Here is a 23155-nt window from a genome sequence, read left to right as displayed (position 1 = left end):
AAACCAACGTTTACGAAAATGAATATTTCAGGTGCAAATGGCATGATCCCAGCTTTTAGCGAAGGGATAGATCATGCTTATAGGCTATGTACGGGTGTCAACAAATGACCAGAACACAGCATTGCAAAGAAACGCGCTCGAGTGTGCAGGATGTGAGCTGATTTTCGAAGACAAGATAAGTGGAAAAACGTCTGACAGACCAGGTCTAAAAAAGGTGCTCAGAACATTATCAGAAGGTGACACATTGGTGGTCTGGAAGCTGGATCGCCTCGGTCGCAGCATGCGGCATCTTGTCGTGCTGGTCGAAGAAATGAGGGAGCGAGGGGTAAACTTCCGTAGCCTGACCGACAGTATAGATACCTCCACACCAATGGGGCGCTTTTTCTTTCATGTCATGGGGGCGCTTGCCGAGATGGAAAGAGAGCTAATTGTTGAGCGAACACGGGCGGGCTTAGCTGCTGCGCGCGAAGATGGCCGGATCGGCGGCAGACGACCAAAGTTAACCGCAGAAGAGTGGGCTCAGGCTGGAAGGTTGATTGCTGCAGGTGAGTCTAGAAAACGTGTGGCTATAATTTATGATGTAGGGGTGTCGACGCTATACAAAAAATTTCCTGCGTGGCGTTGAGAAAACGCCACCGCGTCGTCGTATGCAAGAACGGGCGGCGGCGAACTGGCGAACGTTCGATAGTGCGAGTATTGAATGATTGCCAGTCCGCTTTGAGCGAAAAGCAGACCTGACGAAATCATTGATTCCAGCTCATTCGGAAAGTAAACCTAGTGTTGCATCGACCCGTTGATCCCACAGCGAGAAGCGGAAGTTAAATGGTTAGACGTCAGTATCGACTTACACAAGCCCAACCCAATGCGGCAGCTTTATATTTTTAAGATGTTCCTCCTCAACGACAAACGCCAAGCTGTAACGAGCTCAATGGTTGGAAATTCCCTAAAATTGTTAGATAATAACCTATAGGTTTATCCACCACGTACGGTTGTTACTATTAACATTATCAGGTGACTAGCAGCATGCCAAATAGTTTATTTTATAATCATATAGAAAAGAGTGAATTGAATACAAATGTTATTCAGAATATCGAGGAGTATGCTGAACAAAACCCAACTGAACAGCTATACTTAATAACAGCTCCATTAGGTGAAAACAAATATAGCTACTCTTATTCTGAAAACGCTATAGTAATACTTTCACCAAAGCACAAAATAATATTCATTGATTTAAAAAATGATGAAGATGAATTTGATGAATATTACGAAGATTTTATGGAGGATGTTAACTCTATATCTGATAAATATAGATATCAAAAACATATAGGGAGAGCTCGAAAATTAAAAGAAGGTTTCACAAGCAAGGTTACGCTAGATAACGACTTTGATTGCTCAGAAATTTTGAAAGAGAATCAACTTAATGAGGCTGACTATAGAAAGTGTGAGCTTTTGATATCATTAATTACGGGTAGTATAAATAATATAGATAAGGTCGGAGTTGAAACTCCAACAACGCTTCTTGAAAAAGTAAAGCATAATATAATTTTATTTGATGGTGAGCAAACTCGATTTATATACAAGCAACTACCAAATAAAAGAATATCAATCCAAGGTTTGTCTGGCACTGGTAAAACCGAGCTTTTAATGCATAAACTAAAAGAAATATACGCATCGGAAGATAAGGTTAAAATTTTCTTTACGTGTCATAATAAAGCATTATCTCATACACTGAAAGATAGGATTCCAACGTTTTTTGACTTTATGAAAGTCGAAAAACAAATCAAATGGAATAATCAGTTGTGGGTTGATAGGGCGTGGGGTTCTAAGCAAGATAAAGACTCTGGGTTATATAGTTACATCTGTGATTTTTATGGCATTTCTTTTTCAAGGTGGAGCAGAAACACTAGTTACCATGATATATTTTCTAAGGCATTAATTGAAATTAATAAAATTGAAGACTTAGAATATGCATTTGATTATATTTTAATTGATGAAAAACAAGACTTCCCTGAAGTATTTTTTGAGCTGTGTGAAAAGATTACTAGACACAAAGTCTACGTAGCTGGTGATATTTTTCAGGATATTTTTGAAAATAACATCAAGAGAGAAGTTGAAAATGTCGACTATGTACTTAACAAATGTTATCGAACAGCACCTCGGATTTTAATGTTTGCACATGCTATTGGAATGGGGCTTTTTGAGGAAAACAAACTCAATTGGTTAGAAGATAGTGAGTGGGAAAGTAGTGGTTATACTATCAATAAAGCAAACAAAGAAGTGACACTCTCTCGTGATTCCATTCGGAGGTTTGAGGATTTAGAAGAGACAAAAATATCTAACATGAATATCATGAAACATATAAATGAGTCACAAGTTATTGATATTTTAAAGCGTATTAAAAATGATAATCCGACAGTAGAATCAAATGATATTGCTATAATCATGTTAGATAAAGATAATTACATCTATGATTATATAGATCGTTTAGAGTTTAAAATTAGAACTGAGCTTAAATGGGATGTTAATAAAGCAGTAGAGACTAAGAAAAAAATACCAAATCAATTATTTATCTCAAATGTTAATAATGTCAAAGGATTGGAATTCCCTTTTGTTATTTGTGTGACAAAGGAAATTAAAGATAATTATACATATAGGAACAGTCTTTACACAATGTTAACCCGTTCATTTCTTCAGTCTTACTTGTTGGTTGAAAAGTATGAAAAAATCCAATGCCAACTTGATGGTTTAGATATAATTAATACACAAGATGTAATTAAAACAAAAGAGCCAAGTAGGGAAGAAAAAGAAAGAATACAGAAGCGTATTGTTAAGGTTAAAAGTCAATCTAACGTCTCCTTCTATGATTTTATTAATGATATTTTAACAAGAGAAGGGATTGAAAAGAAATATTGGAAGAAATTCATCCAGTCTTTACCTGAAAGTTATAAAGACGATTTTGATGAGGATGGGATTGTTGAATTTATTAACGATAACAAAAAGTACTACTGCAGATGATTGAGTACACATTTGATATAGATGAATCTTATATGGATAGATTTTTTAAGCCAATTAAAAATAAAATCCAGATAATAGAACTATTGATGAATAGTATTAAGTATATGCTTATCAATCCGACAATCAAAAAAAGTAACGCTAAGGGTAAGATTATAGTTAGAATTGATAAAATGAGTAGAATATTTTTTGTGAAGTCTGATAAATACTTCTCAATTATGTTCCCATTTTACATTAAGAAAAATGAAGGCTACTCGTTCAAATTTAGAAACGAGATGGAAGTTGATAATCGAATTACATCTGAGGTTATATCATTAATAAATGAGCCGAGTTTTTATAGTGGCTGCAGCTTGGAATTTATTGAGAAAATATCCTTATATCAAGAGGATAGTTGTAATGACAATTATTGGAGTTTTTTGAGAGAGTTACTCATGATGGAAGATGGATATTTAAGGTATGACTATGATAGGATTAACTATGAAAAACATGGTAAAAAAGACATACATCCCTTGCATCACTACGACTTATTTTATGGCAGCAATTCTACTTTTAAAATTGGATTGAGACGAAAAATATCAGAGGAAGATTTTTTAGACTTGCTGAACATAAAAACCGATTGTAAGTTTATTAATTGTTAGAAAATACAGAGGGAGGGGAATTATCCTTTCACCGATTGAATTAGCTATATTTGTTAATTTTCTGGTGCAGGGGTACCCCCCCCGAAAAAACAATGCAGGCGTAAGTAGAATTTTCCTCTAACCTGAATGCAGCGGGATTTCTATGAAATGATCACGTTCAGCGACAGCCAGATAATATCCATTTTCATTCACACCGATGAGGTACTTAAACTGGTCATCAATTTCCGCTATTGGCACAGAGTGGACTGTCAGAGTAGCTAATGTTGACACTTTTTTGAGCTAGCGTTCACTTTTCGCTCATAGCGGACATTCGCACCTGTAAATTCTTCACCATTGAGGTTGTCTATTAGTTATAACCTTTTGAATATTCAGGGGGGGCAATATTAAGATTATTGGCGAAAAGGTGATGTAACGTATTGATTAAGCATGATAACACGCATGATTTAAAATCCCTATGTCGTGAAGGGGCTGATAGGTACAGGTACTTGTTTTTGCCCCCTAAAACGGTTATCAAAATCAAAAAACATACATTGATAATCAATAGGTTAGGGTAAAGATAAAAGCCAGTTTATTTATAATGAAATTATAGAATTGTTTTTATTTATCATGCGGTTGTATATGAATCATCTAACTACTGCTGCGCCACATGGGTTGGGTGGAAGCGGCTGACCTGATCGTTAAAGGTATGGAAGGCGCAATCAACGCCAAGACCGTAACCTATGACTTCGAACGTCTGATGGACGGCGCTAAGCTGCTGAAATGTTCAGAGTTTGGTGACGCGATCATCGAAAACATGTAATCCAGATCCTGGGTTGTATGAGAACGGGAACCGAGTGGTTCCCGTTTTTTTTATGCCTTAACTCGCGGTTGCGTAATACGTAAGCCGCTCACGATTGCTGCCAGCGAGGCCAGAATGCCAGCGGTTATCAGCGAGACGTGCGTGCCACTGTCGCCAAACTGGTTTAGCATCAGCGCGACCAGTGCGGCTCCGGTACTCTGACCCAGCAAGCGCGCCGTTCCCAGCATACCGCTCGCACCACCGCTGCGTTCACGCGGCGCGGAGGTGATAATAGTGTGGTTATTCGGTGACTGAAACAAGCCAAAACCCGCGCCGCACAGTATCATCGGCCAGATGATATTAACATCCGAGGGAGAAGCGGGCAGCAGCACCAGCGAAAACAGCCCGCTTGCCATTACCGCCATGCCCAACGCGCCCAACAGTCCGGCGTGAACGCGTTCAATCAGATATCCCGCCAGCGGAGCCATCACCATGGTTGCCAGTGGCCATGGCGTCAGTAGCAGCCCCGTTTCAACCTCGCTGCGGCCAAGTACCGTTTGCATAAAGAAGGGCAGGGAAACCAATGCCAGCATTTGTGCGCTGAAGGAACATATCGAGGTACAGATCGAGAGTGAAAACAGTGGAATGCGTAGCAGGTCGACCGGCAATAACGGAACCGGCAGCGCAAGCTGACGGCGGATGAAGAAATAACCCACCACGATAAGCGCCACAAGCTCGGTGCCAATCAGTTTTAGCGACTGCCCTTGTGCAAACCCGCTGAGCGCGGTGATTAGTAAGCCAAACGTTAAGGCATTCATGACCGCACTTGGCAGATCAAAGCGTGGTTTATTACCGCGGGACGCATTGGGTGGCAAAAAACGCATAGCCAGCAGCAGGGCGATTATTCCCAGCGGGACGTTGATCAGAAACAGCCATTTCCACGAGGCAACAGAGAGAATTGCTGCGGCAATGGTCGGACCCGCTGCCGAAGAGACCGCGACAATAAAGGAGTTGATCCCCATTCCTCGTCCAAGCTGACGCTGAGGATAAATGAGCCGGATCAATGCCGTATTGACGCTCATCAGCGCCGCGCCGCCAAAACCCTGAGCGACGCGCGCCAGCGTCAGCATGTGCAATGAATCTGACAAAGCACAGAATAGCGATGCCAGCAGGAACACGACCAGGCCGCACTTATAAATGCGCCGGTAACCGAACATATCACCTAAAAAAGAGAACGACAGGAGCGAAACCACGATCGCGATTTGATAGGCGTTCACGATCCAGATTGAGCTGGCTGGTGAGGCCTGAAGATCGGCTGCGATAGTTGGCAGGGCTACGTTCGCGATTGCGCCGTCGAGCACTGCCATAGAGATGCCAATAACAATGGTTAAAATTGCTCCATATCGCTGGGGCAATGGCAGACCATCGGTCTGAGTTTTTTCCATAGGAAGTCAATATTGTCGGAATTTATGATGAGAATAATAATTTTAGCATTGATATTCAGGCGTTAGGTCGCAGATTTGTAACTAAGTAAGCAAAGAGCGATTGCGAGGGGGGATACGTGAAATTATAATAAAAACCGGTTCTGATTTTTATAAAACACTCGAAAGGGGTGATAAATGGCAATCGCAGATCTGGATAAGCAACCCGATTCTGTATCTTCCGTGCTGAAAGTTTTTGGCATTCTGCAGGCGCTGGGTGAAGAGCGCGAAATTGGTATTACCGAATTGTCGCAACGCGTCATGATGTCGAAAAGCACCGTTTATCGCTTTTTGCAGACCATGAAAACGCTGGGTTATGTGGCACAAGAAGGTGAGTCTGAGAAATACTCGCTGACCCTGAAATTATTCGAGTTGGGCGCGCGCGCGTTGCAAAACGTCGATCTTATCCGTAGTGCTGATATCCAGATGCGCGAACTTTCGCGTCTGACTAAAGAAACAGTACACCTCGGTGCGCTGGATGAAGACAGCATTGTCTACATCCACAAAATCGACTCCATGTACAATCTGCGCATGTATTCCCGCGTTGGTCGTCGTAATCCGCTGTACAGTACGGCTATCGGTAAAGTTCTGCTGGCATGGCGTGACCGCGATGAAGTGAAGCAGATTCTGGATGGCATTGAGTACAAACGTAGTACCGATCGTACTATTACGAATACTGATGAATTGCTGGTATTGCTGGATAAAGTGCGTGAGCAGGGCTACGGCGAAGATAACGAAGAACAGGAAGAAGGTCTGCGCTGCATCGGCGTACCGGTGTTTGACCGTTTCGGCGTGGTGATTGCGGGTCTGAGTATTTCATTCCCAACGCTGCGTTTCTCAGAAGAGCGTTTACACGAGTATGTGGCGATGCTGCATACGGCGGCGCGTAAGATTTCAGAACAAATGGGCTATAACGACTATCCGTTCTAATCTGACGTAATCGCGAATGCTAAAAACCCCAGGTATTTTGTACCCGGGGTTTTTTGTGAACAGTCATAACGTTACCAGGCGTAAATAACGTATCTAATGTACTGCTGCGATATTAACCGTTATCGATTATGACCGTGCTTTTCCTGAGCAGGGGACAATCCGACAGGCCAATGATACCACTATTGGTGTGGACGTATTGTGCGGTGCTGGTTCCGCGGGCGGTCAGATATTGGCATTGCAGGCCCAGACCGGCAGCATTCTCTTTACTTCCAATTAAAATTCCATAGCCGCTCAGTAATAAACCGATCCAAACCAGAGCTAACAACACAATAGCGCGGATAATCAGACGCATTACAACCTCTTATCTTTTCTCGTTATTCTTAGATTAGCCTGTACACGGGATGAAACAAGTCAATCATTCCTAAAAAGATTGAATGCCGATACAGTTAACGCTGGGTTTAGGTAACGCATGATAATTTATAGACATAAGATGTAGGGTTGAAGAGTGGAGCTGGAGTGAAAAAAATTCGCTGGGTAGTGCTGATTGTTGTTGTGCTGGTATGCATACTGATGTGGGCGCAGGTGTTCAACATCATGTGCGATCAGGACGTACAATTTTTCAGTGGTATTTGTGCCATCAATAAATTTATTCCCTGGTAAGCGCATTTTCGCAACAGTTGATTACCTTCTTGTGCGGCAGTGGTAAACTACACTGTCTACATTGAGGTGGTGAAATGAACGAAGTTTTGAATTCTGGCGCGTTAAGTTTTGCGTCTTTAGCGGTATCGGTGGTGGTTCTGATTGTCGGGCTTGTTCTTTGGTTTTTCATCAATCGGGCAAGTTCGCGTACTAACGAGCAGATTGAGCTGCTTGAGGCATTGTTAGATCAGCAAAAAAGACAGAATGCTTTACTCCGTCGCCTTTGCGAAGCTAATGAACCCGAGAAAGCTGCAGAACCTACAGCAGAGCCCGCCAGGGATGAAGACGATGACATCATCCGCCTGGTAGCTGAGCGGTAAAAAAGTATGGCAGGATGAGGTACTGCTGATGTTGTTCTCAGTTGCTTCATCCTGTCATCAGTGCGTCAGACTATTTTCTTCTACCCTCGTCCTGCAATTAGCGGTCGGACCGGTATGTATTCTCAGTATTTTCAGACGCTCCAACTAATTAATATCTTATCCCCGGTCTGATATAAATATAATCTCCCATACGTTAAAAATATGATTATGTCATTTTTGTGATAACGATCGTCTTATTAACAGCGAAACGTTTCTCTTACTTTTTTTGTGCCTTGTCATCATTCTTTCATTATTTTGGTGCAAAACCAGAAGGCGGATCTCATTTTTACGCTTGTGACATTTTATGCATTACTAAGCATAAAAAATGATATCTGGCAGAACCCGTAACAGATAACCTGGAACAACCGAAGCTATTGAGCTATGGTAGAAATGTCCCAGCGTTGGCGCAAGCCAGGCGGGGGAAGAGGGGAGGCGCGTGAATATATCTCTTCTCGAGATGGCGCATAACTGTGCAGTTGCTGTTTGATGAACGACGGGATTTGTGCGACCGATCGAGACACGTTTAAAAATGGCTTGCCATTATTTACGTTGTATGTGATAACACGTTTTGGGTTAAACGAGGTACAGTTCTGTTTATGTGTGGCATTTTCAGTAAAGAAGTCCTGAGTAAACACGTTGACGTTGAATACCGCTTCTCTGCCGAACCTTATATTAGTGCCTCAAGCAGTAATGTCTCAGTTTTATCTATGTTATGCCCGCGGGCGAAGAAAATACTCTAAGGAATTTTGCAAATGGCAAAGATTAAAGGTCAAGTTAAGTGGTTCAACGAGTCTAAAGGTTTTGGCTTCATTACTCCGGCTGATGGCAGCAAAGACGTGTTCGTACACTTCTCCGCTATCCAGGGTAACGGCTTCAAAACTCTGGCTGAAGGCCAGAACGTTGAGTTCGAAATTCAGGACGGCCAGAAAGGTCCGGCTGCTGTTAACGTAACAGCTATCTGATCGATACCACTGATTTGAAGCGCTCAGGCGCAACCAATTCAGATATAAAGCCTCGCTTATGCGGGGCTTTTTAATTCAAATTACGTCAAAATATTACTGAATGACCATCCATTAGCGCTTTGTTGCAAAGGCGTGATGTTCGTAGCATAGTTTTCCCCGCTTTCTTACGGCATTTCCCGTTAAATCAGTCACCTGAAAAACTATCATGCGGGAGTCCAGGTGAAAAAGAAAAACGACATAGATGCGCGCAATTTTACTCCCGTCCGTTTTGCCCTGCTTTGCGTGGCAATATTATTGAGTCTTGGATTGCTGCTGGGTCGGGTTGCGTGGCTGCAAATTGTCACGCCGACGAATCTGGTCAAACAGGAAGACATGCGTTCCTTACGCGAGGTGTCCATCGCTTCGCCGCGCGGAATGATTACCGATAGAGAAGGGCGACCGCTGGCAGTTAGCGTTCCGGTTAACGCCGTCTGGGCCGACCCGAAGACGATCGTTAGCAAGGGGGGTGTTGGCTATAACGAACGCTGGCAAGCGTTAGCAAAGACGCTGCATATTTCGCTCACCACGCTGGCTGAACGCGTTAACAGCAATCCGGCCGGGCGGTTTATCTACCTGGCGCGTCAAATCTCTCCTCAGCAGGCTGAATGGGTCGATAAACTGGATCTACCGGGGATCAATCTGCGTGAAGAGTCCCGCCGCTTTTATCCCGCCGGACATGTTGCAGCTAATCTGATTGGTTTCACCAACATTGACGGGCAGGGTATTGAAGGGCTGGAGAAAAGCTTCAATAGCCAACTGATGGGCAAACCCGGCTCCCGCCTGGTACGGAAAGACAAATTTGGCCATGTCATCGAAAATATCACCGAAGTGATGCCGGTACCGGCGCATGAATTACAGCTCAGCATTGATGAGCGTTTGCAGACGGTTACTGAAGACGCGCTGGATAATGCCGTAACGTGGAATAAGGCGGAATCCGGGGCCGCTGTTCTGGTCAATATAGCCACCGGCGAAATACTGTCCATGGCAAGCTTTCCCGACTTCAATCCCAATAACCGTGATGGTGCGGTCCTGGATGATTTTCGTAACCGTGCAATTAGCGACACCTTCGAACCCGGCTCAACCGTTAAGCCTCTGGTGATCATGACCGCTCTACAGCAGGGGATTGTGCAACCGGACAGCGTGATTGATACCCATCCTTTTAACGTTGACGGACATCGCATCCGCGACGTCGGGTTTTACCCGGAGTTATCCCTGACCGGAATTTTGCAGAAATCCAGCGATACCGGCGTATCACACCTTTCGCTGGCAATGCCGGTACAAAAACTCCTCGATACCTATAAAAGCTTTGGCTTTGGCGATCCAACCGGATTGGGGTTAACCGGGGAAAGTAGCGGTTTAATGCCTCAACGTCGCTACTGGAGCGATCTGGACCGGGCAACTTTCGCATTTGGTTATGGGTTAATGGTGACGCCGCTCCAGCTGGCGCATGTGTATGCCACCATCGGCAGCTTCGGTATTTACCGCCCGCTTTCTATTACGCGTATCGATCCGCCGGTAATAGGTACACGGGTGATGCCGGAGGCGCTGGTTCACCAGGTTGAACATATGATGGAAAGCGTCGCGCTACCTGGTGGCGGGGGAACCAAGGCTGCAGTCAGAGATTATCGCGTAGCGGTTAAGACCGGAACGGCAAAGAAAATTGGCGATGATGGCAAATATGTCGATAAATACGTGGCCTATACGGCGGGCGTCGCGCCAGCGAGCGACCCGAAATTCGCGCTGGTCGTGGTGATTAATAACCCGCAAAACGGTGCATATTATGGGGGGGCAGTCTCCGCGCCTGTATTCAGCCAGATTATGGGAGATGTCCTGCGTCTGGAAAACGTCAAACCGGACGGCATGCCAGCCGACTCCGATCATCTGCTGGTGATGCACGGCAGTAGCGTATCCTCGCCGTCGATGTAAGTTATTTTCCAGGGGCGCGATTCGCGTTACACTTGCGCCCTTAAATCATCAGCCGGAGTTGTCATGTCGTTTTCCTGTCCTCTTTGCCACCAGCCTCTTACACAAGTGAATAACAGTTTTGTCTGCCCGGAGCGGCATCAGTTTGACGTGGCGAAAGAAGGGTATGTCAACTTACTGCCGGTTCAGCATAAGCGATCGCGCGATCCGGGTGACAGCGCTGAGATGATGCAGGCGCGACGGGCATTTCTTGATGCCGGACACTATCAGCCGCTGCGTGATGCTATTGTGGATGCGCTCACACAGAGGCAGATTACAGAAGATGCGGCGATCCTGGATATTGGTTGTGGGGAAGGGTATTACACCCATGCGTTTGCTGATGCGCTGGCGGGCTGTAAAACTTTTGGTCTTGATGTCGCCAAAGTAGCAATTAAAGCCGCGGCCCGACGCTATCCGCAGGTGACCTTTTGCGTTGCCTCCAGCCATCGTCTGCCGTTTGCAGATGAGTCAATGGATGCCATCATCAGGATCTACGCGCCCTGTAAAGCGCAAGAGTTAGCCCGCGTGGTAAAACCAGGTGGATGGGTAATCACCGCCACGCCGGGTCCGCGTCATTTGATGGAGCTGAAAGGGCTGATTTATGATGAGGTGCAGTTGCATGCGCCACACGCAGAGCAACTGGACGGTTTTGTGCTGCAACAGAGTATTGCGCTGGGGTATCAGATGCAGCTTCAGGGCAGCGAGGCCGTTGCGTTATTGCAAATGACGCCGTTCGCCTGGCGGGCAAAGCCGGAAGTGTGGGAAACGCTAGCGGGGAAAACGAAGTTTGACTGCCAGACTGACTTTAGTATTCATATCTGGCAGCGCCTGAATTAACCGTGGAAGTGTGCCCAGAGGATCTGGGCGCCGATACCAATCAGTACCACCCCGCCTAAAATTTCAGCCCGCTTGCCCAGCATCGGGCCTATGAAACGACCGATCATCATGCCAAGCGTGGACATAATCAACGTGGCGCAGCCGATGGCCAGCGCAGTGGCAATAATGTTGACCTGCAGAAAAGCCAGACCCACCCCGACTGCCATCGCGTCGAGACTGGTCGCAATGGCAGTGGTGACCAGCAGCCAGAAACCGTGACGGCGCTGCGGCTCTTCATCTTCATCATCGTTGTCACGAAAGCCTTCGATTATCATTCGCCCGCCTAAAAAGATCAGCAGAATGAAGGCGATCCAGTGGTTCCACTCCAGCACGAATTTGCTGGCCAGCATCCCCATGCCCCAGCCAATCAGCGGCGTAAGCGTTTCAACTGCGCCGAATATAAGGCCAGTCCGCAGTGCTTCAGAAAATTTGGGTTTATGCAGGGTGGCGCCTTTGCCAATTGATGCAGCGAAAGCATCCATCGACATGCCGAAAGCGAGAAGAACGGTAGCGGTGAGATTCATAACAGCGTCCTGACCGGGGTATCCATAAAACACATCACTGCCCCCAGTAACCATGCATAAAGGCTGGAATCACTGTGAATACAGCGCCATTCAGATATGCAATGCAGTTGATGTGCCTATGGTCTCGCCTGACGGAACCTGTAAGTTCAGTCCGTACGCGCCACGTTTTTCAACGAGTATGTTGACACGTACATTTCCGGAGTCTGGAAATCGGCTACTCCCCAACGACGGGCGCAACCTTAACATATATTGAGAATATAAAACAAGAAATGGAGAAATAATATTTGACTTCTAATTGAAAACGATTTTCATTTAGATTTATTTATCAATAAGACGTTAAAACAAATAACATTATGAGCGGTGAAATATAGCCTTGGCTATGTCTGTTTTTAAGTTGATATATAAAAACATAGTTCAGGCTATATTTGTAACTTACTGATTTGAAATTAAAAGTTTATATATTCTCTCGAGATCGTCTATATTTCGTACGCGAATCAGCAATCGTCTATGTTCTAATTGCATCACTAATACACCGTCTTCAGATAAATTCATCTCTTTAATGCGGTTATATTCAATCCAGACGTTGGCGAAGAAAAAGCCTTTCTGCTTGAAGATGATTTTGGGTGTACGGATCCAGAACAGATACAATCCCATCAATACCAGAGCACATAATAACCATGTGGTAAATTGCGCGCCATGGCTGGTGACGTTGTTGTAGATAAGAATAGCTACTAAGCCAAGGAAGATAACGCTGTCGACTCTGCTGCGGGGAAGCAGGGCGACAGTCAGCAGAGTGGGGCCATTACGGCGGGGCATGATGAACTGATCGTAAATGGCATACGCCAGCAGCGAAAAGATAAATAGAACCAGCACCAGGTCCGTGATAGTCATGAATCCTCAACCCTCTAAATAGAAAAACCGGGGGCAAGCCCCCGGCGATGTACAACAGTCTTACAGGCCGAGCAGTCCAACAGCGTAGCCCGCGATACCGATGACGAAGAAGCCAACGATGATCCACAGCGGGTTCACTTTCTTACGCAGCAGCCACATACAGGCGAATGTCAGCAGCAGAGGAACCAGACCCGGCATCAGCTGGTCAAGGATAGTCTGCACGGTGGTGACGCGAGTCTGACCATCCTGGCCGGTAATAGTGGAAACCACCAGCGGGATGTTTACGTGCGTCCACTTGTTAACCAATGCCCCCATGACAAACAGGCCGAGGATTGACGCCCCCTCAGTCAGTTTCTGCAGGAAGCCGCCGCCCATATCTTTTACGATATCGACACCTTTACGGTAGCCATATGCCACACCGTAATAACGGGTTGCCAGACGTACCAGGTTAAACAGGATGAAGAACAGCAAAGGCCCAAGCAGACTGCCGCTCATCGCGATACCTGCCCCGAGCGCGGCGAATACCGGACGAACGGTACCCCAGAAGATCGGGTCACCCACGCCTGCCAGCGGCCCCATCAGACCAACTTTGATACCGTTGATGGCACCATCGTCAATCTCTGCGCCGTTTGCACGCTGTTCTTCCATCGCCAGCGTAACGCCCAGTACTGGAGCGGCTACGTACGGATGGGTGTTAAAGAATTCCAGGTGACGCTTAATAGCCTGCTTACGTGCGTCGTTGTTTTCCGGGTATAAGCGGCGGATAGCCGGCACCATGGAGAAACAGAAACCCAGCGCCTGCATACGTTCGAAGTTCCATGAACCCTGAAACAGGTTAGAACGAATGAACACGCCACGAATGTCACTCGGAGTGAGTTTTTTCTCGGTGGTAGTTTTAGTCATATCAACCATTTCGCTCACCTGCTAGTCCAGTTCGTTATCGAGATCGTTATTGCCAGCCGCAGCAGCAGGTGCACCGGCTACACGGTTATATTTCGGGCTCAGCTGAATGTAGAGGATCGCCATTACTGCGCCAATCACACCCAGAGCAACCAGGTTGAAGTTAGTAAATGCCGCGGTGACGAAGCCAAGGTAGAAGAATGGCATCAGGTAGCCTGCGCGCATCATGTTGATGACCATCGCATAGCCGACCACGACGATCATACCGCCTGCGATGTTCAGACCACCGGTCACAACTTCCGGAATGGCGTTAAGCATGCTTTGAACTTCACTGGTACCAACAGAAATCGCCACGATTACCGCCGGAATAGCGATACGCATAGCCTGCAGGAACAGAGAGGACACGTGCAGCCAGGAGAGCGCCGTCAGGTTACCGTTTTCTGCCGCCTTATCCGCCGCGTGCTGGAATGCTACGGTGATAGTACGAACGATGATGGTCAGTACCTGGCCTGCTGCTGCCAGCGGGATAGCCAGCGCGATACCGGCACCGATACTTTGGTGACCCGCGATAACCAGAACGGTAGAGATAATTGAGGCCAGTGCGGCATCAGGCGCAACCGCAGCACCGATGTTCATCCAGCCCAGGGCGATCATTTCCAGGGTACCACCGATGATGATACCGGTTTTCATATCCCCGAGAACGGCGCCAATCAGCGTACAGGCCACCAACGGACGGTGGAACTGAAATTCATCGAGTACCGACTCCATACCCGCGATACATGCGACGATGAACACCAGCACAATCTGAAGAGTGGTAATCTCCATTGTACTTCTCCTATTGCTATACAGACTTAAGTGTGAAAACTAAGTAAATGCCAGGGAGTTATTTCGCCTTGGCAATCAAATCCATCATTTTCAGTTTCTGATCGGTAGAAACTTTACGCGCTTCGAGCTCAATACCGCGTTCATTGAGTTTCTTGAAGGCTTCGATGTCTTTTTCATCGACAGAAATTGCGTTGTTTACCTGTGTTTTACCCTGACGGAAAGCCATACCGCCAATGTTTACAGAGGTAATTTTCACACCACCTTCCACGATACGTTCTACGTCGGTAGGGTTGGTGAACAACAGCATCACACGCTCACCTGCATATTTCGGGTTGTTGTAGACGCGGATCATTTTCGCGACATCAACCACATGCGCCGTCACACCCGGAGGTGCTACCTGAGTCAGCAGCGTTTTACGCACGGTATCGGCGGCAACTTCATCACTGACGACGATAATGCGTGTTACGTTGGTTTCTTTGGTCCAGCGAGTTGCCACCTGACCATGGATTAATCGGTCATCAATACGCGCCAGGCCGATCTGCATATAATCGTTCGGACCCATCGGTTTCGCGGGGGCTGCTGCTTTAGGTGCTGCGACTGGGGCAGGAGCGGCTTTTTCCACCGGTTTCGCTTTCAGCGCTTTCACGCCTTCGCTACCGGTTTCAACGGCCAGTGCCACTAATTCATCGAAGCTCGGGTTGTCATCACGCGCCATGAAGGTTTCAACCAGCATGGGAATGTTCACACCGGCGATAACTTCGTAATGCTCTTTATCGACGACAATGCGGCTCGCAGCGTTAAACGGGCTGCCTCCCCATGTGTCAACGAGAAACAGCACGCCTTTACTGGTATCGAGTTTTGCTAACTGAGCGTTGTACTTTTCAATCAGCGTTTCGGCATTTTCGCCTGGAACGAAATCGATCCAGCCGACGTTTTCCTGCTCGCCTAACAGCATTTCTGCCGTCTTAAGTAACTGCTCTGCAGCCCAACCATGTGTGCCTATTACAATAGCAATGGTCACTTGCTACCTCCTTTATTATCGTTAACACATCAACGTGAAGATGTATTTGAATCGTCGTCCGCAATCGAATCGATTCAGATAAGGGTTACAAAGAAAAACCTATGATTTTCGTGAATTATTTTAGATATCGAAAAAAATATTTTATGTGATGAAGATCCGTAATTTAACTTCCGATGAAAAGAAATTTCGAAGGGTAAAATATCTCCGAAACAACTTATTGCAAAGGAAGGTAAATCTTTGCTAAAAACCGGTTGTCTCTGTTATGTTTAGCATCTGTTTAATTACTCAGGAGTATAGGGCAGTAGCCCACCATATGGATCGTCACCGACGTCATTTCACCTTCAGGCCGTATCAAGCCTGTCAGATTGGCACTTTTTGCCACAAATTTTCTCTGCATATCGCTTTAACGCCTGAGATCCTCAGCGCGCAGTTTGGTCATTCCTTAAGCAGGAGCTTGTCATGGAATTATTAATGGACCCGCAGATTTGGGTGGGTTTGCTCACGCTTGTCGTTCTCGAAATTGTTCTGGGTATTGATAACCTGGTCTTCATTGCGATCCTGGCTGATAAGCTGCCGCCGAAACAGCGAGATAAAGCGCGTTTAATCGGTTTGTCACTGGCACTGATTATGCGTCTGGGCTTGTTGTCCGTGATTTCGTGGATGGTGACGCTGACAAAGCCGCTGTTTACGGTAATGGACTATGCGTTCTCGGGGCGCGATCTGATTATGCTGCTGGGGGGTATCTTCCTCTTGTTCAAGGCTACGACAGAGCTGCATGAGCGGCTGGAAAACCGTGAACATGATACCGGGCAGACGAAAGGGTATGCGAGCTTTTGGGTTGTCGTCACGCAGATTGTCATCCTCGATGCCGTGTTCTCGCTGGATGCGGTGATTACGGCGGTCGGTATGGTCAACCATCTGCCAGTGATGATGGCGGCAGTAGTGATTGCCATGGCCGTGATGCTGTTGGCCTCTAAGCCGCTGACCCGATTTGTGAACCAACACCCGACGGTGGTGGTGCTGTGTTTGAGCTTCCTGTTGATGATCGGTCTGAGCCTGGTTGCTGAAGGGTTTGGCTTCCACATTCCGAAAGGTTATCTGTATGCGGCGATTGGTTTCTCGATCATCATTGAGCTGTTTAACCAGATTGCCCGTCGTAACTTTATTCGTCACCAGTCAACGCTGCCATTGCGTGCGCGTACTGCCGATGCCATCCTGCGTCTGATGGGCGGTAAACGCCAGGCCAGCGCGCAGATGGAATCCGACAACCCGGTGCCGGTTCCCGTTCCGGAAGGCGCATTTGTGGAAGAAGAACGCTATATGATCAACGGCGTCCTCTCTCTGGCGTCGCGTTCATTACGTGGCATTATGACGCCGCGGGGTGAAATTAGCTGGGTTGATGCCGACCTGAGCGTGGCGGAAATACGCGAGCAGTTGCTTTCTTCACCTCACAGCCTGTTCCCGGTATGTCGCGGTGAACTGGACGAAATCATCGGTATTGTGCGTGCTAAAGAGCTGCTGGTGGCGCTGGAAGACGGTGTAGATGTGGCGGCGATTGCCTCTGCGTCTCCGGCTATCGTTGTCCCGGAAACGCTGGATCCAATCAATCTGTTAGGCGTTCTGCGCCGTGCCCGCGGCAGCTTTGTCATCGTCACTAACGAGTTTGGCGTAGTACAGGGTCTGGTCACGCCGCTGGACGTATTAGAAGCCATCGCCGGTGAATTCCCGGACGCCGATGAAACCCCTGAAATTATTGCTGATGCAGGTGGTTGGTTGGTGAAAGGCGGTACCGATCTGCATGCGTTGCAGCAGGCGCTGGACGTAGATACGTTAGTGAATGAAGATGAAGACATCGCCACGGTGGCAGGTTTAGTCATTGCGGCTAACGGCCATATTCCACGCGTAGGTGATGTTATCGACGTTCCGCCGCTGAGCATTACGATTGTCGAAGCGAATGACTATCGTGTGGATTTGGTTCGCATTGTTAAAGAACAACCCGCTCACGACGAAGACGAGTAATCGGGTTTAGCGAAACGGCATGACGGGCATACTGTGCCGCCCGTTATGCCGGGTGGGCGGCGGCGTGCTGCCCGCCAGCCATTTTGGAAAATCGCGCAACGGCATCGGCTTCGCATACAAAAAACCTTGCAATAAATGTACGCCGTGTCGGCGCAAATGCTGTGCCTGCGCCTGTGTCTCAACGCCTTCCGCCACCAGTTCAATGTTCAGTTTTTTACCCAACGCGATAATGATGTCTGTGACGGTTGAATTTACGGCGTCTGTTCCAATCGCAGAAGTAAATGATTTATCAATCTTCAGCACATCCGGACGGAGCTTTTCCAGCCAGGAGAGAGAGCTGTTGCCGGTGCCGAAATCATCAATTGCCAGCTTTACGCCCAGCCGATTTAATTCGCGCACGACCCGATAATCCACATCCAGTAACGCATCGCGTTCGGTGAGTTCGATAACCAACTGCTGAATAGGGTGCTGGCTGAACCAGTACTGGTTGAGATCTTTTAGCAGCGTACCGTTACGAAAATGGCTGGCGGCAACATTAATTCCAATATGAAACTGGCTGCTCATCGGGAAAACGTGCCGCTGCTGAATGGTTTCTGCGATGACATGACGGGTAAGTGGCACTATCAGGTTGTGTTCCTCAGCGATGGGAATAAATACTTCGGGAGAGATCCAACCCTGGCGCGGGTTATTCCAGCGTAAAAGGATTTCCACGCCCATGCATTGCTGGGTTTGCGCGTTGAGCAGCGGCTGGCAAAACAGCTCAAATTCCCGTGCCGCAAGGGCCAGATTGATCTCCCAGGAGAAGCTCATTCTGCTGGCGGTTGCCAGCCATGCCAGGTAGCCCACTAATAAACTCAGGATCACTGCCAGCGGAAGCTGTGTTGGCAGATGTTTAATCGCCAGTTCGCTGGCGCCAGGACCGGTGACGCTGATGGTAAAGGGGAAATGCTGCGATGAGAGCTGGTAGCGTTTTTCATTATTCAGTTCAGGGAGCGTATCGACAACACCTTGTCCGTATAGCAAATGGCGATTACCGACGGTTAAGCTGGCATTGGTGATTTGCGGCGGCTGGGGTTCAAGCAGCATCGACGATAATAAATCAATATTAACGATTTCCAGTACGCCATCTTCGCCATCGGCAGAGGATGGATACCATTGCGTCAGAATCGGACTGCCTTTAATCAGCGAGTGGTCGGTAGACAGCAGCAGCTGCGGCTCCCGGCTGGGTAATTCAGGCTCCAGTTGACGAACAGGCACATTGCGATAACCAAAAATGCTGGAGCAATAAAGGATCCCGCTTTGAATCAGGCTGATAGAGCGTACCGTTTGTAGCCTGGCAGCATGTTTGCTCAGGGGTAAACGTGCAACTGAGCAGGGGAGACCAATCAACGGCAACAGCATATCGCGTCCGGTCTGTAGGGGTAAAAGTATGTCATCCAACTCTTCAACGGCGTGGTTGGCAAAGGTGACGGTATTGTGATGATTTAAATTACGCTCCGAAATAAATCGGACAGCTAATGTGAGGATGAGCGTCAGTAGTGCACATAATGTGCAGACGATTAAGCGATTCCGGCGATAGTTTTTGATGATCCGTTGTGCTGTTTGCATGCGGGCCGCCCGATAAGCCGTTGGTCACAGAAGCCAACAGCAACAGAGCAAGTGTAGTGGGGAAAATTACAGTAGACGAAGGCGAGGGGGCAAAATCGCCCATCCGTCGCAGATGGGCGAAAATTAAGTATTAGTCACACTGAACTTTGATTGCCAGGCCACCGCGTGACGTTTCGCGGTATTTGGCATTCATGTCTTTACCTGTTTCGTACATGGTCTCAATGACTTTATCCAGCGAGACGCGCGGAGCGCTGGTACGGCGCATTGCCATACGCGCAGCGTTGATGGCCTTCACAGAAGCAATGGCATTACGTTCAATGCACGGAACCTGTACCTGGCCGGCAACCGGATCGCAGGTTAAGCCGAGGTTATGTTCCATACCGATTTCGGCAGCAACACACACTTGCTCAGGGCTCGCGCCTAACAGTTCAGCCAGACCTGCGGCAGCCATGGAGCAGGCTACGCCCACTTCACCCTGGCAACCCACTTCTGCACCGGAGATAGACGCGTTCATTTTGTACAACGCGCCAATCGCGCCGGCAGCCAGGAAATAACGGGTATAGATATCCGGGCTGACGGACTCGATGAAATGATCGTAATAGGCCAGTACCGCAGGCACGATTCCGCAGGCACCGTTAGTTGGCGCAGTCACTACGCGACCACCCGCGGCGTTTTCTTCGTTTACGGCCAGCGCGAACATGTTCACCCAGTCGATCACGTTCATCGGATCGTTGGACAGCTTATCACTGGAAACCAGCATACGACGCAAAGCTGAAGCACGACGAGGAACGCGCAGTGGACCCGGCAGTACGCCTTCGGTGTTCATACCGCGATCGATACAGGCCTGCATGGTCTGCCAGACGTTGCCAAAGTACTCTTCGATCTCTTTTTTACTGTGCAGAGCAAGTTCGTTCTGCATCGCCATACCAGAGAGAGACAGGCCGGTGGTGTTGCAGTATTCCAGCATTTCAGTGGCGGATTTGAACGGATAAGGCACGCTGACCTCGCCCGCGGCATCCTGACCAAAATGTTCTTCATCAACGATGAATCCACCGCCGATGGAGTAGTAAGTTTTGCTGTAAATGACGGTTTCGCCATTGTACGCATGGATCTGCATCCCGTTTTCATGCAGCGGCAGGTTGCCATTGTGAAAACGCATCCCGTCATTCTGCGGGAAATCCACTTCGTGCTGCCCCTGCGCAAGCAGCAGGCGTCCACGCGTTTCTACGTCGCGGATAAATCCGGGGATGCTGTCAATATCCACGGTAGCAGGTTCATTGCCTGCCAGACCCATAATAATGGCGATATCGGTGTGGTGACCTTTACCCGTGAGCGACAATGAACCATACACGTCGACGGCGACACGAGTAACGCTGTCCAGTAATCCTTTTTCGACCAGGTCATCGACGAACTGTTTACCCGCCTTCATAGGCCCTACGGTATGGGAAGATGAGGGACCAATCCCCACCTTAAACATGTCGAATAGACTAATCACGATAATACTCCTACAGGGCGACTGGGGTTTCCAGTAACGATGTTATAACTGCGCATAGTGTAAGAGGGAACGCGGCGATCGGCTTAACTATTCACATGAATTAAACTAATAGATAACCGCGGTTTTACTAATGTTGTGACCTGAGTTTCAAGTTGTCTATGGAGCGCGTAAAGATAAGTATAGTCAGGGCTTGACGCCAATTTGCAGCGCCAGCTCACGAATTATTCCGGCGGTCATTCCCCAGACGAAATATTGCTCATACCAGGAAAGCCATACACGATGTGAATCGCCGCGGCGGTAGATATCCAACGGGTGATAACGACCTAAATGCAGGGCCTGCGCCAGCGGCATTTCGAACACGGCGGAAACTTCGTCTTCACTTGCGCGATACGGCAAATTTGGCGGGATAATACCTACCACCGGTGTGACCTGGAAGCCGGTCACGCTGTCGACCGGTGGCAGAACGCCAATCACCTCAACGCAAGAAGGGGGGATCGCCACTTCTTCCTGCGCTTCGCGAAGGGCGGCGGCAATCAACGAGGCGTCGCTGCTATCCACCGCGCCGCCGGGAAAGGCGACCTGTCCGGCGTGCTTGCGCAGATGAACGGATCGCTGGGTTAACAGCAACCCAGGCTGCGCACGACGTACGACAGGGATCAGTACGGCGGCCTGGCGCTGGTTTAACGCGGCATGGTTGACCTGCGGGCGCAGGAGTTGGAAGCGCGATAAAAAATCATCAAGCGTCAGGCTGCTGTATTCCACGTCTCAGTTCTCCAGTTGGTGCAAAATACGATTCACTTTATCAAACGTTTCCTGATACTCCGCGTCTTCCTGACTGTCCGCCACAATGCCACCGCCAGCGGAACAATAAATTTGTCCGTCTGTGGCCGTCAGCGTGCGAATGGTGATGCTGGTATCCATATTGCCGCAAAAGCTCAGATAACCAATGCTGCCGCACCAGGCGTTGCGTCTTTGCGGCTCCAGTTCGTCAATAATTTCCATCGCCCGCACTTTCGGCGCACCGGTAATAGAGCCGCCAGGGAAGGCGGCGCGCAGCAGGTCGGTGGCGTGTAATGACTCTGGCAGACGCGCAGTAATGGTGCTGACCAAATGATGAACAGCAGGGAACGGTTCGACCACAAACAGCTCAGGAACCTGTACCGAACCCGGTTCAGCAACGCGGCCAATATCATTACGCATCAAATCGACGATCATCAGGTTCTCCGCACGATCTTTCGGCGAGTTCGCCAGCCTCCGGGCCTGCTCTCGATCGGCATCGGTATCTTCAAGCCTCGGTAGCGTGCCTTTAATCGGACGCGTCTGGATGTGCTGGTTTTCCAGCAGAATAAATCGTTCCGGCGAAAGGCTGAGGATTGCGCCTTCCTCAAGACGAATAAACGCGCTAAACGGGGCGCGGTTGGCGCGATTGAGTCTGACAAATGCCTGCCACTCATCGCCCTGATAATGCGCCTGAAAACGTTGGGCAAGGTTGACCTGATAGCAGTCGCCGCTGTGCAGATAGCGCTGTACCTGGCGGAATTTTACGCCGTACTGGGCACGGCTCATATTGGACTGCCACGCCGAGGTTAATGTAAATGGCTCACCTATTGATGATTGTTGCGCGTTGAGCCATTGCAGCCGCGCTTCAACATCGGTATGGCTGAGCAGGGATACGGTCTGCAACTGATGATCGACAATCAGCGCCCAGTCGTAAATGCCTATCGCCATATCCGCAAGTGCAATATCGCGCCCGGCAATAGCGGGCAGAGATTCAAAGCGTCGGCCAAGATCGTAGCCAAACAGGCCTAACGCGCCGCCCTGAAACGGCAGGTCCGGGTGATAATCAGGGGTGATCTTGCGAGCGCTAAGAACTGACTGCAATACCGTCATCGGATCATCAAGCGTGCGTACGGTGGCGTGTCCGTCATCCACAACGGTCTCTTCAGCCTGCGTAACCAACGTGGCGACTGGGTCAGCCACCAGAATATCAAAGCGGCTATGCGGATGGTCGGCGTGACCAGAATGTAACAGCATCGCCCAGGGCAGATGGCTTAAGGTCGAAAAATAGCGTTCAGCGGCGTCCTGACGCCAGGGTAATGTGATTACTGCGGGAGATAACGTCTTCATCAGTCCTGA

Annotated in this window: 23 protein-coding genes and 1 pseudogene; 13 read left to right on the top strand and 11 right to left on the bottom strand. The window is 48.3% G+C overall.

Annotation, left to right across the window (positions count from 1 at the left end):
* Positions 1-73 precede the first annotated feature (73 nt).
* The 4 genes and pseudogenes from OGW16_RS06595 to OGW16_RS06580 all read left to right on the top strand — a co-directional run.
* The gene (locus tag OGW16_RS06595) at positions 74-625 is read left to right on the top strand and encodes a recombinase family protein (protein WP_033816595.1); all 552 of its coding nucleotides are present in this window, start codon (positions 74-76) and stop codon (positions 623-625) included.
* A gap of 398 nt (positions 626-1023) precedes the next feature.
* Entirely contained in the window at positions 1024-3015 is a 1992-nt protein-coding gene (locus tag OGW16_RS06590; RefSeq protein WP_286518121.1) for an STM2767 family DEAD/DEAH box helicase, read from the top strand.
* A complete protein-coding gene (locus OGW16_RS06585) occupies positions 3012-3650 on the top strand; it encodes an STM2766 family helicase-associated protein (protein ID WP_502873966.1) in 639 nt (212 codons plus the stop codon). Before OGW16_RS06590 ends, OGW16_RS06585 begins: the two co-directional genes overlap by 4 nt.
* A gap of 631 nt (positions 3651-4281) precedes the next feature.
* Positions 4282-4449: pseudogene (locus tag OGW16_RS06580) on the top strand (isocitrate/isopropylmalate family dehydrogenase); the annotation flags it as partial.
* 50 nt (positions 4450-4499) lie between these two features.
* Here the strand turns inward: OGW16_RS06580 and OGW16_RS06575 are convergent.
* Complete coding sequence (locus OGW16_RS06575; RefSeq protein ID WP_075146301.1) at positions 4500-5873, bottom strand: MFS transporter; 1374 nt, start codon at positions 5871-5873, stop codon at positions 4500-4502.
* Positions 5874-6047: 174 nt separating this feature from the next.
* Between OGW16_RS06575 and kdgR the strand changes: the two genes are divergently transcribed.
* Entirely contained in the window at positions 6048-6839 is a 792-nt protein-coding gene (kdgR, locus tag OGW16_RS06570) for a DNA-binding transcriptional regulator KdgR (RefSeq protein WP_003833778.1), read from the top strand.
* 112 nt (positions 6840-6951) lie between these two features.
* Here the strand turns inward: kdgR and OGW16_RS06565 are convergent, their stop codons facing one another.
* The gene (locus OGW16_RS06565) at positions 6952-7191 is read right to left on the bottom strand and encodes a YobH family protein (protein ID WP_003034975.1); all 240 of its coding nucleotides are present in this window, start codon (positions 7189-7191) and stop codon (positions 6952-6954) included.
* Between the two features lie 164 nt (positions 7192-7355).
* Here OGW16_RS06565 and mgrB point away from each other — a divergent pair, with 164 nt between their 5' ends.
* From mgrB to rlmA, 6 genes are all read left to right on the top strand, one after another.
* The gene (mgrB, locus tag OGW16_RS06560) at positions 7356-7499 is read left to right on the top strand and encodes a PhoP/PhoQ regulatory lipoprotein MgrB (RefSeq protein ID WP_003034977.1); all 144 of its coding nucleotides are present in this window, start codon (positions 7356-7358) and stop codon (positions 7497-7499) included.
* 74 nt (positions 7500-7573) lie between these two features.
* Complete coding sequence (locus OGW16_RS06555) at positions 7574-7858, top strand: YebO family protein (RefSeq protein ID WP_043016039.1); 285 nt, start codon at positions 7574-7576, stop codon at positions 7856-7858.
* Positions 7859-8493: 635 nt separating this feature from the next.
* The gene (locus OGW16_RS06550; protein WP_006684179.1) at positions 8494-8637 is read left to right on the top strand and encodes a DUF2627 domain-containing protein; all 144 of its coding nucleotides are present in this window, start codon (positions 8494-8496) and stop codon (positions 8635-8637) included.
* Between the two features lie 12 nt (positions 8638-8649).
* Positions 8650-8859: a transcription antiterminator/RNA stability regulator CspE gene (gene cspE, locus OGW16_RS06545; protein ID WP_001062678.1), complete on the top strand. Its 210-nt coding sequence runs from the start codon at positions 8650-8652 to the stop codon at positions 8857-8859.
* Positions 8860-9078: 219 nt separating this feature from the next.
* Positions 9079-10824 (top strand): peptidoglycan DD-transpeptidase FtsI2/PBP3(PARA), encoded by a 1746-nt coding sequence (ftsI2, locus tag OGW16_RS06540; RefSeq protein ID WP_043016040.1) that lies wholly within the window; start codon positions 9079-9081, stop codon positions 10822-10824.
* A gap of 63 nt (positions 10825-10887) precedes the next feature.
* Entirely contained in the window at positions 10888-11697 is an 810-nt protein-coding gene (gene rlmA, locus OGW16_RS06535) for a 23S rRNA (guanine(745)-N(1))-methyltransferase (protein ID WP_181633885.1), read from the top strand.
* Here rlmA and mntP read toward each other — a convergent pair.
* The 5 genes from mntP to manX form a co-directional block, all read right to left on the bottom strand.
* Entirely contained in the window at positions 11694-12260 is a 567-nt protein-coding gene (gene mntP, locus OGW16_RS06530; RefSeq protein ID WP_043016042.1) for a manganese efflux pump MntP, read from the bottom strand. The two genes, rlmA and mntP, sit on opposite strands and share 4 nt — an antisense overlap.
* A 432-nt stretch (positions 12261-12692) precedes the next feature.
* The gene (locus OGW16_RS06525; protein ID WP_047410567.1) at positions 12693-13151 is read right to left on the bottom strand and encodes a DUF986 family protein; all 459 of its coding nucleotides are present in this window, start codon (positions 13149-13151) and stop codon (positions 12693-12695) included.
* Positions 13152-13211: 60 nt separating this feature from the next.
* On the bottom strand, positions 13212-14063 hold the full coding sequence (locus OGW16_RS06520) for a PTS mannose transporter subunit IID (protein WP_003833769.1): 852 nt from the start codon (positions 14061-14063) through the stop codon (positions 13212-13214).
* Between the two features lie 12 nt (positions 14064-14075).
* On the bottom strand, positions 14076-14876 hold the full coding sequence (locus OGW16_RS06515; RefSeq protein ID WP_003021004.1) for a PTS mannose/fructose/sorbose transporter subunit IIC: 801 nt from the start codon (positions 14874-14876) through the stop codon (positions 14076-14078).
* Between the two features lie 58 nt (positions 14877-14934).
* On the bottom strand, positions 14935-15897 hold the full coding sequence (manX, locus tag OGW16_RS06510) for a PTS mannose transporter subunit IIAB (RefSeq protein ID WP_005122176.1): 963 nt from the start codon (positions 15895-15897) through the stop codon (positions 14935-14937).
* Positions 15898-16159: 262 nt separating this feature from the next.
* Between manX and OGW16_RS26450 the strand changes: the two genes are divergently transcribed.
* Complete coding sequence (locus OGW16_RS26450; protein WP_008785027.1) at positions 16160-16369, top strand: protein YoaL; 210 nt, start codon at positions 16160-16162, stop codon at positions 16367-16369.
* Entirely contained in the window at positions 16357-17916 is a 1560-nt protein-coding gene (yoaE, locus tag OGW16_RS06505) for a CNNM family cation transport protein YoaE (protein ID WP_043016044.1), read from the top strand. The genes OGW16_RS26450 and yoaE overlap by 13 nt, the downstream gene beginning before the upstream one ends.
* Before the next feature lie 6 nt (positions 17917-17922).
* On the opposite strand, the gene pdeD is transcribed toward yoaE, so the two are convergent.
* The 4 genes from pdeD to pabB all read right to left on the bottom strand — a co-directional run bounded on the left by pdeD (position 17923) and on the right by pabB (position 23146).
* Positions 17923-19524, bottom strand: coding sequence for a cyclic di-3',5'-guanosine monophosphate phosphodiesterase PdeD (pdeD, locus tag OGW16_RS06500; protein ID WP_043016045.1), 1602 nt, complete (start codon positions 19522-19524; stop codon positions 17923-17925).
* A 130-nt stretch (positions 19525-19654) separates the two neighbouring features.
* Positions 19655-21019 carry an L-serine ammonia-lyase gene (gene sdaA / locus OGW16_RS06495; protein ID WP_043016046.1) on the bottom strand — a complete coding sequence of 455 codons (1365 nt, stop codon included), beginning with the start codon at positions 21017-21019 and terminating at the stop codon, positions 19655-19657.
* A gap of 183 nt (positions 21020-21202) precedes the next feature.
* Positions 21203-21781: a CoA pyrophosphatase gene (locus OGW16_RS06490; protein ID WP_005122183.1), complete on the bottom strand. Its 579-nt coding sequence runs from the start codon at positions 21779-21781 to the stop codon at positions 21203-21205.
* 3 nt (positions 21782-21784) lie between these two features.
* Positions 21785-23146 (bottom strand): aminodeoxychorismate synthase component 1, encoded by a 1362-nt coding sequence (gene pabB / locus OGW16_RS06485; protein ID WP_087052763.1) that lies wholly within the window; start codon positions 23144-23146, stop codon positions 21785-21787.
* Positions 23147-23155 lie beyond the last annotated feature (9 nt).

The sequence above is a fragment of the Citrobacter sp. Ce104 genome, assembly GCF_030334595.1.
GTDB lineage: Bacteria > Pseudomonadota > Gammaproteobacteria > Enterobacterales > Enterobacteriaceae > Citrobacter > Citrobacter europaeus.
Note: the sequence above shows the minus strand (reverse complement) of the source record. Positions and strands in the feature narration are given on the sequence as shown.